The sequence below is a fragment of the Pseudomonas arcuscaelestis genome, from assembly GCF_016881005.1.
GTDB classification, from domain to species: domain Bacteria; phylum Pseudomonadota; class Gammaproteobacteria; order Pseudomonadales; family Pseudomonadaceae; genus Aquipseudomonas; species Aquipseudomonas arcuscaelestis.
The window spans coordinates 374571-387660 of the sequence record NZ_JACOPV010000004.1 but is presented as its reverse complement, the minus strand read 5'-3'; the positions used below and the strand labels follow the sequence as shown (position 1 = coordinate 387660).

Below are 13090 nucleotides of genomic sequence, written 5' to 3'. Positions count from 1 at the left end.
CAGGAGCAGCTATGTACATCCAGATTCTAGGTTCCGCCGCAGGTGGCGGTTTCCCGCAGTGGAACTGCAACTGCGTGAACTGCAAAGGCTTTCGCGACGGCACATTGCGCGCCACGGCGCGCACCCAATCGTCGATTGCCCTGTCTGACGACGGTATTCACTGGGTACTGTGCAACGCCTCGCCGGATATTCGCGCACAACTGCAGGCGTTCGCGCCCATGCAGCCCGCGCGCGCCTTGCGCGACAGCGGTATCAACGCCATTGTTCTGCTCGACAGCCAGATCGATCACACCACCGGCCTGCTGAGCCTGCGTGAAGGCTGCCCGCATCAGGTGTGGTGCACCGAGATGGTCCATCAAGACCTCTCCAGCGGTTTTCCCTTGTTCACCATGCTCAGTCATTGGAATGGCGGCCTGCAATGGAACCGCATCGAGCTACAAGGCAGCTTTGTCGTCGAAGCATGCCCGAACCTGCGCTTTACCCCCTTCCCGCTGCGCAGCGCAGCCCCGCCCTACTCGCCACACCGTTTCGACCCACACCCAGGCGATAACCTCGGCTTGATGGTCGAAGACCTGCGTACCGGTGGCAAACTGTTCTACGCCCCGGGGCTGGGCCAGGTGGACGACAATCTGCTGCAGATGATGGGTGACGCCGATTGCCTGCTGGTGGATGGCACCTTGTGGGAGGACGATGAAATGCAGCGCCGTGGTGTCGGCACTCGCACCGGCCGCGAAATGGGTCATTTGGCGCAGAATGGACCGGGTGGGATGCTGGAAGTCCTTGAGGGTTTTCCAACCCAACGCAAGGTGCTTATCCACATCAACAACACCAACCCGATTCTCGATGAAGACTCGGCCGAACGCGCCGAACTGGATCGCCGTGGCGTCGAAGTAGCCTTCGACGGCATGAGCATCACCCTTTAGCAGGAGCTGACATGAGCGACGCCACAGCGCTGTCCCCCGCCGAATTCGAACATGCCCTGCGCGCCAAAGGCGCGTACTACCACATCCATCACCCCTATCATGTGGCGATGTACGAAGGCCGGGCCAGCCGCGAGCAGATTCAGGGCTGGGTAGCCAACCGGTTCTACTACCAGGTCAACATCCCCCTCAAGGATGCGGCAATTCTGGCCAACTGCCCGGACCGCGAGATTCGTCGAGAGTGGATCCAGCGCCTGCTCGACCATGACGGTGCGCCTGGCGAGGACGGTGGCATCGAGGCGTGGCTGCGCCTGGGCCAGGCGGTAGGGCTGGATCCCGAGCAGTTGCGCTCCCAAGAGCTGGTGCTTCCCGGTGTACGCTTTGCTGTGGACGCCTATGTGAATTTTGCTCGCCGTGCCAGCTGGCAGGAAGCCGCCAGCAGTTCGCTGACCGAACTGTTTGCCCCGCAGATCCACCAATCGCGCCTGGACAGCTGGCCGCAACACTATCCCTGGATCGACCCGGCTGGTTACGAGTACTTCCGTACGCGCCTGGGCCAGGCGCGCCGAGATGTCGAACATGGGCTGGCAATCACGCTGCAGCACTACACTACTGTTGAGGGCCAGCAGCGCATGCTGGAGATCCTGCAGTTCAAGCTGGATATTTTGTGGAGCATGCTCGACGCCATGAGCATGGCCTATGAGCTGAACCGTCCGCCCTACCACAGCGTTACCAGCGAACGGGTCTGGCACAAAGGAATCACCTTATGAGTTTTGATCGTACGCAAACCCCAAAATGGCGCCCTGGCTACCGCTTCCAGTACGAGCCGGCGCAAAAGGGACATGTCTTGCTCTACCCCGAGGGCATGATCAAACTGAACGAAAGTGCAGCCCTGATTGGCGGGCTGATCGATGGCCAGCGTGATGTTGCCGGGATCATTGCCGAGCTGGACACGCAATTCCCCGGGGTAGCCGAGCTCGGTGATGATATCGAGCAGTTCATGGAGGTCGCCCGTGCCGAACACTGGATCGTCCTTGAGTGAAGTACCGGCCAAGCCTGAGGTCGGGTTACCGCTGTGGCTGCTGGCCGAGCTGACCTACCGCTGCCCACTGCAATGCCCCTACTGCTCGAACCCATTGGATTTCGCCGCCCAAGGCCAGGAACTGAGCACCGACCAGTGGTTCAAGGTTATGGCCGAGGCCCGGGAAATGGGCGCCGCACAGCTGGGGTTTTCCGGTGGCGAGCCGCTGGTGCGCCAGGACTTGGCCGAGTTGATCGGCGAAGGCCGGCGCCTGGGCTACTACACCAACTTGATCACCTCCGGCATCGGGCTAACCGAGGAAAAAATAGCGACCTTCAAAGAAGCTGGCCTGGACCATATCCAGATCAGTTTTCAGGCCAGCGACGAACAGGTGAACAACTTGCTGGCCGGCTCGAAAAAAGCTTTTGCACAAAAGCTCGAGATGGCTCGAGCGGTGAAAGCTCACGGCTATCCGATGGTGCTCAATTTCGTCACCCACCGTCACAACATCGACAAGATCGATCGCATCATTGAGCTGTGCATCGCGCTTGAGGCCGATTTTGTCGAGCTGGCCACCTGCCAATTCTACGGCTGGGCCCATTTGAACCGGGTCGGCCTGCTACCAACCCGTGCACAGCTGGAGCGCGCCGAACGCATTACCAATGAGTATCGCGAGCGACTCAAGGCGGCCGGTAATCCGTGCAAGCTAATTTTTGTCACACCCGACTATTACGAAGAACGCCCCAAAGGCTGCATGAACGGATGGGGCAGCGTATTCCTTACCGTGACACCGGATGGCACCGCCTTGCCTTGCCACGGCGCGCGACAACTACCGGTGCAGTTCCCCAACGTGCGCGATCACAGCATGCAGCACATCTGGTACGACTCATTCGGTTTCAACCGTTTCCGCGGTTATGACTGGATGCCCGAGCCGTGCCGCTCCTGCGATGAAAAGGAAAAGGACTTCGGCGGCTGTCGCTGCCAGGCCTACATGCTCACCGGTGACGCCAGTAATGCTGACCCGGTCTGCGCCAAATCTGCGGACCACGGGATTATTCTCAAGGCCCGCGAGGAAGCCGAGCACGCCCAGTTGAACATTGATGAGTTGACCTTCCGCAATGAGCGTAACTCCCGAGTCATCTTCCGCGGCTGAGCGATTCAGCGCCGAACAGGCAGTCGCTGCCGGCACCGATTTCGCCGAATTGAAGGTTGGGCCGCAAGGCCTGTTCTGGAATGAGTTCCGTCCCCGCGATGGTGCTTGCCGAGTCTGGCACTGGCGCAACGGCCAGGCGCACTGTCTGACGCCGGATGGCTATAGCGTTCGCAGCCGCGTCTATGAATACGGCGGTGGCAGCTTTTGCCTGAACGATGAGGGCTTGGTGTTCGTCAACGAGGCCGACCAACAACTCTACACCCAGGATCTGCTCGGCGGCCTGCCTCAACCGCTTACACAAGGCGAGCGTCGTTACGGTGATCTGCGCTGGGCTGCTGGTCAGGTTCTGGCCGTTGAAGAAACCCATTGCGCAGACCGAGTGGAACATCGCCTGGTGGCAATAGCCCCGCAATTGCGCGAGGTGTTGGCCCAAGGTGCGGATTTTTATGCCGCACCCACCTTGAGCGATGATGGCTCGCGCCTGGCGTGGATCGAATGGAGCAGGCCCGACCAGCCCTGGACCGCTACGCGGCTACTCTGCAGTGTGCGCAAAGCTGATGGTCAGTGGGGACAGCCACGCTGTATCGCAGGCAACCAAGGGCCAGCGCAATCCCTGCAGCAACCGCGTTTCGACAGCCATGGACGCTTGTATTGCCTGTCAGATCGCAACGGCTTCTGGCAACCCTGGGCAGAAACTGCACAAGGCTGGAGCGCCCTGCCTGCCGCACATGCCGATCATGCCGCCGCACCGTGGCAATTGGGCGCCAGCACCTGGCTTGGGCTGGATGAACACCACTATCTGGCTACCTGGTTCGAAGATGGCTTCAGCCGTTTGGGTCAGTGCCACAACGATGGTACCCAGCAACTGATAGACACGCATTACAGCCGTTTACGCTGCCTGGACCTGGATCAGGACTTTCTCTACGCCATCGCTGCGTCACCGACCCGCCCGTCGGCTGTCATTGCCATCGATCGCGTCAACCATTGCGTAAAAGTGCTGGCGGGTGGCGCACCGCCTTTGCCTGCAGAGCGCATCAGCTGTCCGCAGCCGTTGCGCTATCCCAGCGGTAACGGCATCGCCCACGGTTTCTTTTATCCGGCGATGAACGATGTACAGCGCCCGCCTCTGATCGTCTTCGTGCATGGTGGACCAACCTCGGCCTGCTACCCGGCCCTTGATCCACGTATTCAATACTGGACCCAGCGCGGTTTCGCCGTGGCCGATCTCAACTACCGCGGCAGCAGCGGCTACGGTCGGGCATACCGCCAAGCCCTGCATCTGCGCTGGGGAGAAATAGATGTCGAAGATGCCTGTTCGGTGGTTGCGCACTTGGCCTCACGTGGCCTGATCGATCCGGCCAAGGCATTTATTCGCGGCGGCAGTGCCGGTGGCTACACCACACTTTGCGCGCTGGCCTTTCACTCTATATTCCGCGCTGGCGCCAGTCTTTATGGTGTCAGTGATCCCCAAGCCCTGGCTCGCGCAACGCACAAATTCGAAGGGGATTACCTGGACTGGCTGATCGGTGATCCGCTCAAGGATGCCGAGCGCTATAAACAACGCACACCGCTGTTGCACGCAGCGAACATCAAGGCACCGGTGATTTTCTTTCAGGGGGAACTGGACGCCGTGGTAGTGCCAGAACAGACACGCTCAATGCTCGCGGCCCTCAAAGCCAACGGTATTCGTGCCGAGGGGCATTTCTACCCCTCGGAGCGCCACGGTTTTCGCACGGCGGCCAACCTTGCCCACGCGCTGGAAGAGGAATGGAAGTTTTATCGGCAGGTGCTGGAAGACAACTGATGGGTTGGCTTGGCCATGTGTGCACTGCCAGCACCGTTGAAAGTTATCGCTTGGCGATGATGTACACCGCATGGACGATGCCCGGAATATAGCCCAGCAACGTCAGCAGAATGTTGAGCCAGAAGGCGCCGCCAAAGCCGACCTGCAGGAATACGCCAAGTGGCGGCAGGAGAATGGCGATGATGATGCGAATAAAGTCCATTGGGCAGTTCCCTTCAAAGATGTACTAGAACTGACTGTAGCGCTGCCCCAGGGTTCAACCCACCCAGAGCAGATAAAAAAACGCCCCAGGCCAAAAACTACAGGCCCGGGGCGATGCGCAGGAACGCGAGACGGTTCGGTTACTTCACCAAAGGTGAAAAAAATCAGGCAGTGGCTTCACGCCGCTGGTGCTGTTGCGCCGAATGCACCCGGGCAAAAGCCCTGGCCAGACGCAACAGCATTTCATCGATATTGCCCTTGCTTACGGTCAGTGCTGGCGACAAACGCAGCACATCGGCTTGCGGCGCATTGAGCAGCAGTCCTTCATGCAGGGCGGCCTTGACCAGTTCAGCGGCATTGTCTTCGCTAAGCTGCAGCGCCCACAACAGGCCCTGGCCGCGTACTTCGCTCTGTCCATAGCGGCCGGCGAGGCGGCTCAAGCCATCGCGTAAATGGCGGCCGGAGTCCTGAACTTGCTCGAAAAAGCCCGGCTCCAGCACAGTCTCCAATACCGCAAGACCGGCAGCACTCATCAGCGCATTGCCATGGTGGCTGCCTTCAAGTTCGCCCGCTTCGGCGCAGCAGGCACTGCCACGGGCCAGTAAAGCGGCCAGTGGTACACCACCCCCCAAGCCCTTGCCCAAGGTGATGATGTCGGCGCGCACGTCGTAGGTTTGCTCGGCGAGCAGTGCGCCACAGCGGCCGACACCGGTCTGCACTTCATCGAGAATCAACAGGATGCCCAACTCACGGCATAGACGTTCGACGCCCTTGAGGTAGGCAGCAGTAGCCGGAATGACACCGGCTTCGCCCTGAATAGGCTCAAGCATGATCGCCACGGTGCGCGAATCGACAGCGGCGTGCAGCGCCTCCAAATCATTGAAGGGTACCTTGCTGAAGCCTGGCAGTTCCGGCTCACAGCGAATGCACTGTGAAGGATCGGAAGCCGACAACGCACCCAGGCTCCGGCCGTGGCAGCTCTGGCTTGCAGTAATGATGTGGTAGGCGCCGTTACGGTGCAGCTGACCCCATTTACGCGCCAGCTTGATCGCCCCTTCGCAGGCTTCGGCCCCGCTGTTGAGCAGATAGGCCTGATCACTGCCCGTACTCTGGCAAAGCAGACTTACCAACTTGAGCAAGCCACGATTGTGAAAACCGGCACCCGGATTGATCAACGCCTGGGCCTGACTGCCCAAGGCTTTCACCAGCACACTCGGGCTATGGCCGAGGCTGTTGACTGCACAGCCTTGCGTGAAATCGAGATAAGCGTGACCTTCGCTGTCCCATAGCCAGGAACCCTGGCCGCGGACAAAAACCTGCGCTGCGCGTTCAGTGGCAGGCATCAGGTAATCAATAGGAAGCACCTCGGGGCTGGCAGCAACCGGCACCGGCTTGGGCTCGGCCACAACGGGCGCTGGACGTCGAAAATTGAACAAATTCATATTTTCAACCCTTTTGCCAAGCCTATGTAAACAACATCCCGATACATGGTGTTCATCGCGCCTTGTGGCCCTGCAAGCCTTGTGAATACGGGATAGACTAGGCGTATTAGCGGCTAACAGCCATTTGGTTTTTCGAGCATTTTTGATAAGTATTACTTATGGATTTTCGCCAACTGCGTTATTTCGTCGCGGTGTATGAAGAGGGCCATGTCGGGCGGGCCGCCGAGCGCCTTTCCTTGTCGCAACCGGCGCTCTCGCAACAGATTCGGCAACTGGAACACAGCCTGGATGTCAGCCTGTTCGAGCGCAGCAACAAGCGCTTGCTGCCGACCCTCGCTGCGCACACGTTATACAACCATGCCCTGCCCCTGCTCGATGGGCTGCAACGGGCCCGCGAGGCGCTGCGCAACTTCAAGGGACAATCACTGCGCACTCTGGCCATTGGTGTATTGCAGATTGTAAGGCCGAGCCTGGTGCCACAGCTTCTGGATCGAGTGCGCAAGGCTCAACCCAACCTGGTAGTACAAATTTACGAGCTGTCGGGGCTGGAGGTCGAAAGGCGCTTGCTCAATGGCACGCTGGATATCGGCATCAGCTACCTGCCGCCACGCCAACCAGGTCTACACGGCTTGATGCTGTACGAAGATGAGCTGCAGCTTGTAATCCCCAAGACTCACCCTCTGCGGGAATTCAAGAAGGTCTCGCTTAAACAGGCGGCAGAGTTGCCCATGCTGCTGCTCGGCGAAGAGTTCCAGGTGCGCCAGATCTGGCAGACGCAACTGGCCAACCTCGGACGGCGACCGCACGTGCAGGCAGAAATGAACAACATGGCCGGTATTCTCGACAGTCTCGGTCACACCTCCCTCGCAACAGTGCTGCCCGGGCGCGCCAAGGAAGTGGTCGAAGACGATCAGGAACTGCTCTGGAAGCCGCTGAGCGAGCCTCGCGTGCCACTCAAGATAGGCCTGGTGTTTCGAGATGCGCAGCGCCAGCAGGCCACTGTCGAACTGTTGCGCACACTGCTGGAAGAAGAAGCTGATCCGAGGCAGATGGGGGTATCACCGCTGGATGTGCTCGGCTGACGTGGACCCGGACTTTTCTGCAGGCAAAAGAAAACCCCGCCGAGGCGGGGTTTTGCAGACTGTTTCCCTGACATCCATTTCGCCCCACCATCCTGGCAGGAATCCTTCGTGTCCGTGTTCTATCCTTGGCGCTTCCTGCGCTACGTCCATGCAAGTAGATTAGCGGTGGATCCAATCTTTCGATAGAGGCGAAAAGTCACCACGTCGTGTAGGAAAAAGCTTACACGACGTGAGGCTATCAGAACTGTGCGGCATCCAGCAGATACAGCGATTCGCTACCGGCTTTCACCGAGGCGCTGAGCGAGTGAATCCGCGGCAGCAGGCGAGCGAAGTAAAAGCGAGCAGTGCCTAGCTTACTGGCATAGAAATCATCTTCGCCATGCTTGGCCATCGCCGTGCGCGCCATAAGCGCCCACATATAGGCGTAGGCGGTATAGCCAAACGCTTGCAGGTATTCCACCGATGCAGCGCCGATTTCGTTGGGGTTGTTCTTCGCTCGATCAAGCACCCAGGCAGTCAGGTCATCCAGATTGTCCAGGGCAGCGTTCAGCGGCGTGACGAACTCGCTCAATTCATTGCCAGCAGTGGCGGTGAAATGGCGAATTTCGTCGGCGAACAGCTTGTACAGAGCACCGCCACTGCCTACTACTTTACGGCCCATCAGATCCAGCGCCTGAATACCGTTGGTGCCCTCATAGATCTGGGTAATGCGCACGTCGCGAACCAGTTGCTCCTGGCCCCACTCACGAATGTAGCCGTGACCGCCGAAGACTTGCTGACCATGCACCGTGGTCTCAAGGCCCAGGTCGGTCAAGAAAGCCTTGGATACCGGGGTCAGCAACGCGACGAGTTCCTCGGCACGCTTGCGGGTCGGTGCATCTTCGCTGTACTTGGCGGTGTCCAGTTGCATGGCTACATAGGTAGAGAACGCGCGACCACCTTCGTTGAACGCTTTCATCGTCAGCAGCATGCGACGTACGTCCGGGTGAACGATGATCGGGTCGGCCGCCTTGTCCTGGGCCTGCGGCCCGGTAGGGGCACGACTCTGCAAACGGTCACGCGCATATTCGATAGCATTTTGGTACGAGCGCTCTGCCGAAGCCAGGCCCTGGATTCCTACGCCAAGACGCTCGTAGTTCATCATGGTGAACATGGCCGCCAGGCCCTTGTTGGGCTCGCCAACCAGATAGCCCACCGCTTCGTCGAAGTTCATGACGCAGGTGGCCGAAGCCTGGATACCCATCTTGTGTTCAATCGAACCACAGTTGGCCGGGTTGCGCGCACCCAGGCTGCCGTCGGCGTTGACCATGAACTTGGGCACCAGGAACAGGGAAATGCCCTTGGGACCCGCGGGTGCATCCGGAAGTTTGGCCAAGACCAGATGAATGATGTTTTCAGTCAGGTCGTGCTCGCCACCGGTAATGAATATCTTCGTGCCACTGACTTTGTAGCTGCCGTCAGCCTGGGGCTCAGCCTTGGTGCGAATGATGCCCAGGTCGGTACCTGCGTGAGGTTCGGTCAGGCACATGGAGCCAGCCCAGATACCGGCATACATGTTCGGCAGGTACTTTTCCTTGAGCGCTTCGCTGGCATGGGCGTTGATCGACAGGCAGGCGCCAGCGGTCAGCATTGGGTATAGCCCGAACGCCAGGCTCGAAGAGTTGACCATTTCCTCGACCTGGGCCGAGATCACCTTGGGCATACCCATGCCGCCATAGGCAGGATCCCCACCTACACCCACCCAGCCACCTTCGGCGTAAGTTTTGTAGGCTTCGATGAAACCGGCTGGCGTGCGCACAGCGCCGTCGTCCCAATGGCAACCCTCTTCGTCACCGCTGCGGCTCAGCGGCGCGATGCTCTTGCCAGTGACTTTGCCAGCCTCCTCCAGCACCGCCAGGGCGGTCTCCTCGTCAACCGCATCCGCCAAACCCGGCAACTGAGCCCAGAGTTTGGCGACTTCGAAGACTTCATTGAGGACGAAGCGCATATCACGCAGGGGCGCTTTATAGTCAGCCATGGCAACCTCTCACACTTGAGTCGGGGACGGTCCCGCAGGACCGTGTCACTGTTATGCGAGCAGTGTAACCGAACAACTTTTGCGAGACATAGGGTCATCACATGACCAGGCAGTCAAATCAAGTCACGCCGTGCGCACAGCCCCGCGCTTGGCTTGGTACCCATGAGCCATGACGCAATTGCGACCCGCGCCCTTGGCGCTGTAGAGCGCCTGATCCGCCGACTTGAGCACTGCATCGGGTGAGCGATGATCGATGAGGCGCTCGCTCACCCCAATGCTGATAGTCACCGATACGCTCGCTGCGCCCGTCCCACTGCGTCGTTGACGACCTTGTTGATCGTCCTGAGGACGGTTGTCCTGGTTACGCAACTGGATGTTGTAATTGGCGATCACTTCACGCACCGCTTCCAGGTGCGGCATGCATTCCTCGATGCTCTTGCCGGCGAACACCAAGGCGAACTCTTCACCGCCATAGCGATAGGCTCGACCGCCACCGGTGACCTTGGACAGCTTGCTGGCGACCAGGCGTAGCACCTGGTCGCCAACATCGTGACCGTGGGTATCGTTGAATTTCTTGAAGTGATCGACGTCAGTCATGGCCAGCACGTAATTGCGCCCCAGGCGCTGCATACGCTCATTGAGTGCTCGACGGCCAGGCAAGCCGGTCAGCTCATCACGGAAGGCCATTTGATAAGCCTCGTGGGACACCGCAGCAGCAATCATCAACATCACCTGACTGCACATGATGTTGAGGGTGAAGGGTAGGATGAACGTCTTCGGCAGCATCCAGAATATGCCGATCAGGCCTATGACCTGTGCGGCATGCAAGGGCCTCGGCTCACGCAGGTATTGCACCACCAGCACGGCGAAGGCGACGAAGAACACCGGATAGGCCAGCTGGATCAAGCTCATCCATTGACCGTGCAGGGCAGGCCAGCGAATCTCGGCCAGCCACCCCAGCAGTGCCTGGGGAAAACTCTGCTCCAGGCCCAGGGCAACACTGCCGACAGCCAGTAGCACCGCGAAGCGTGCAACCATGTCCTGGAACAGATGCGTGCGCTCCTGCCAGGCGCCGTATAGCGCGAACATCAGCGGCAGCAGCAAACAGACAAGATGGAACACCACCGCTGCGTCTTCACGGACAAGGCCATTGTCGCGGTAGAAATCGGTTTGGGTATCGAGCAGAAAATAGGCGATGTACACCGTGACCATCAGAAACAGTTCACGCTGACGGCGATAAACAGCGCAGTAGGCGCCACCCAGTAACAGCACCAGGGTAGGCAGGACATTGAACAGCGATGTGAAGAAGACACTCAGGTCTCTGACATAAGCGGCGGCGAGCCCGGAAACCAACAGGCAGACAGACGGCAAAAAGTGACTTGGTCGTACAGCGGATAAACGAAACAAGGGTAATCTCCGACCCGGCAGATCAATAATGGCATTGTGCCTTTAATGTGTCGGCAGCGCACATGAATAGATGAATACACTTGGTCGGAACTGCATAACTCTTTTCCCGAGCGTTTACCCTGCACTCGGATTTCACCGTCGCTGCGCGCCCATTCCTACGCTTTATGCAGAAAAAAAAACGCCTGCCGATTAGGGCAGGCGTTTTTCGCTACAGCAGATGACTTAGTACGAAAGACCGAAATGCTCTTCGTTCATGTCCATCAGGTTATTGGCACCCGACAGCATCGTGGCAACATGAGTGCGAGTACGCGGCAGGATACGCTGGAAGTAGAAGCGTGCAGTCTGCAGCTTGGCGGTGTAGAACGCTTCATCGCTAGTGCCGGCAGCTAGTTTCTCGGCAGCCAGACGAGCCATGTCGGCCCAGAAGTAAGCCAGGCAGGCGTAACCGGAATACATCAGGTAGTCCACCGAGGCAGCACCGACTTCTTCGCGATCTTTCATCGCAGCCATACCAACCTTCATGGTCAGCTCGCCCCACTCTTTGTTCAGTTGGGCCAGCGGTGTGACGAACTCGCTGATAGCTTCGTTGCCTTCATTGCCCTGGCAGAACTTGTGCACGATCTTGGTGAAGCCCTTGAGTGCTTCGCCTTGTGTCATCAACACTTTACGGCCGAGCAGGTCCAGTGCCTGGATACCGGTGGTGCCTTCGTACAACATCGAGATACGGCTGTCGCGAACGTTTTGCTCCATGCCCCACTCGGCGATGAAGCCGTGGCCGCCATAGATCTGTACACCGTGGTTGGCCGACTCAAAGCCAACTTCGGTCATGAATGCCTTGGCAATCGGCGTCATGAACGCCAGCAGGGCATCGGCTTTCTTCTTCTCTTCTTCGTCCTGGCTGTACTTGACGATGTCGACCTGCTTGGCAGTGAAGTAAACCATGGCGCGGTTACCTTCAGCGAAGGCCTTCATGGTCAGCAGCATGCGACGTACATCCGGGTGGACGATGATCGGGTCAGCAGCTTTTTCCGGCGCTTTGGGCCCCGTCAGCGAGCGCATTTGCAGGCGGTCGCGAGCGTATTTCAAGCCACCCTGGAACGCTACTTCAGCATGTGCCAGGCCTTGCAGTGCGGTACCCAGGCGCGCAGTGTTCATGAAGGTGAACATGCAGTTCAGGCCTTTGTTGGCCGGGCCGATCAGGTAGCCGGTAGCGGCGTCGAAGTTCATCACGCAGGTGGCGTTACCGTGAATGCCCATCTTGTGCTCAAGCGAGCCACAGGACACTGCGTTGCGCTCACCCACAGTGCCTTCGGCGGTCGGCATGAACTTCGGCACGATGAACAGGGAAATGCCTTTGGTGCCAGCCGGTGCATCCGGCAGGCGTGCCAGCACGATGTGGACGATGTTGTCGGCCATGTCGTGTTCACCGGCCGAGATGAAGATCTTGGTGCCGGTAACTTTGTAGGAACCGTCGGCCTGAGGCTCGGCCTTGGTGCGCAGCATGCCCAGGTCGGTACCGCAGTGAGGCTCGGTCAAGCACATGGTGCCGGTCCACTCGCCGGACACCAGCTTGGTCAGATAGGTTTCCTGCTGCTCGGGCGTACCGTGCTCGGAGATGGTGTTCATCGCCCCGTGGGACAGGCCAGGGTACATGCCCCACGACCAGTTCGACTCACCCACCATTTCGCTGACTGCCAGGCCCAGCGACTCGGGCAGACCTTGACCACCGTGGTCGACGTCATGCGCCAGGCTTGGCCAGCCGCCTTCGACGAACTGCTTGTAGGCTTCCTTGAAACCGGTCGGGGTCTTAACACCCGACTCGCTCCAGGTGCAGCCTTCCAGATCACCAACGCGGTTCAGCGGAGCCAGAACCTGTTCACAAAACTTGGCGCCCTCTTCAAGAATGGCGTTAACCATGTCTGGAGTGGCGTCCTGGCAAGCCGGCAGGCTCTGATAATGCGCTTCGTAACCCAGCAGCTCGTCACGAACGAAGCGAATATCACGCAAGGGGGCTTTGTAATCCGGCATAGCGATGAACCTCTG

At 59.0% G+C, this 13090-nt stretch carries 11 protein-coding genes; 6 read left to right on the top strand and 5 right to left on the bottom strand.

What is annotated here, in order from left to right; all coding sequences use genetic code 11:
* The first annotated feature begins 11 nt into the window (after positions 1–11).
* Genes pqqB through H8F21_RS08095 form a run of 5 tightly spaced genes read left to right on the top strand, consistent with a single transcriptional unit; the run spans position 12 to position 4898 of the window.
* Positions 12–923 (top strand): pyrroloquinoline quinone biosynthesis protein PqqB, encoded by a 912-nt coding sequence (gene pqqB, locus H8F21_RS08115; RefSeq protein ID WP_203584195.1) that lies wholly within the window; start codon positions 12–14, stop codon positions 921–923.
* Between the two features lie 11 nt (positions 924–934).
* Positions 935–1690 carry a pyrroloquinoline-quinone synthase PqqC gene (gene pqqC / locus H8F21_RS08110; RefSeq protein ID WP_136474187.1) on the top strand — a complete coding sequence of 252 codons (756 nt, stop codon included), beginning with the start codon at positions 935–937 and terminating at the stop codon, positions 1688–1690.
* Entirely contained in the window at positions 1687–1962 is a 276-nt protein-coding gene (gene pqqD / locus H8F21_RS08105) for a pyrroloquinoline quinone biosynthesis peptide chaperone PqqD (RefSeq protein ID WP_203479872.1), read from the top strand. The genes pqqC and pqqD overlap by 4 nt, the downstream gene beginning before the upstream one ends.
* A complete protein-coding gene (pqqE, locus tag H8F21_RS08100) occupies positions 1934–3094 on the top strand; it encodes a pyrroloquinoline quinone biosynthesis protein PqqE (protein WP_203479873.1) in 1161 nt (386 codons plus the stop codon). The genes pqqD and pqqE overlap by 29 nt, the downstream gene beginning before the upstream one ends.
* A complete protein-coding gene (locus H8F21_RS08095) occupies positions 3060–4898 on the top strand; it encodes a S9 family peptidase (RefSeq protein ID WP_203479874.1) in 1839 nt (612 codons plus the stop codon). The genes pqqE and H8F21_RS08095 overlap by 35 nt, the downstream gene beginning before the upstream one ends.
* 43 nt (positions 4899–4941) lie before the next feature.
* Here H8F21_RS08095 and H8F21_RS08090 read toward each other — a convergent pair whose 3' ends face one another.
* Positions 4942–5100, bottom strand: a complete 159-nt coding sequence (locus tag H8F21_RS08090; RefSeq protein ID WP_003177654.1) for a YqaE/Pmp3 family membrane protein — start codon at positions 5098–5100, stop codon at positions 4942–4944.
* 163 nt (positions 5101–5263) lie between these two features.
* A complete protein-coding gene (locus H8F21_RS08085) occupies positions 5264–6541 on the bottom strand; it encodes an aspartate aminotransferase family protein (protein WP_203479875.1) in 1278 nt (425 codons plus the stop codon).
* Positions 6542–6699: 158 nt separating this feature from the next.
* On the opposite strand from H8F21_RS08085, the gene H8F21_RS08080 reads away from it, so the two are divergent.
* The gene (locus H8F21_RS08080; RefSeq protein ID WP_203479876.1) at positions 6700–7623 is read left to right on the top strand and encodes a LysR family transcriptional regulator; all 924 of its coding nucleotides are present in this window, start codon (positions 6700–6702) and stop codon (positions 7621–7623) included.
* 238 nt (positions 7624–7861) lie between these two features.
* Here H8F21_RS08080 and H8F21_RS08075 read toward each other — a convergent pair whose 3' ends face one another.
* The 3 genes from H8F21_RS08075 to H8F21_RS08065 form a co-directional block, all read right to left on the bottom strand.
* Positions 7862–9640, bottom strand: a complete 1779-nt coding sequence (locus tag H8F21_RS08075) for an acyl-CoA dehydrogenase C-terminal domain-containing protein (protein ID WP_203479877.1) — start codon at positions 9638–9640, stop codon at positions 7862–7864.
* A gap of 123 nt (positions 9641–9763) precedes the next feature.
* On the bottom strand, positions 9764–11047 hold the full coding sequence (locus H8F21_RS08070) for a GGDEF domain-containing protein (protein WP_203479878.1): 1284 nt from the start codon (positions 11045–11047) through the stop codon (positions 9764–9766).
* A gap of 222 nt (positions 11048–11269) precedes the next feature.
* A complete protein-coding gene (locus H8F21_RS08065; RefSeq protein ID WP_203479879.1) occupies positions 11270–13075 on the bottom strand; it encodes an acyl-CoA dehydrogenase C-terminal domain-containing protein in 1806 nt (601 codons plus the stop codon).
* Positions 13076–13090: the final 15 nt, after the last annotated feature.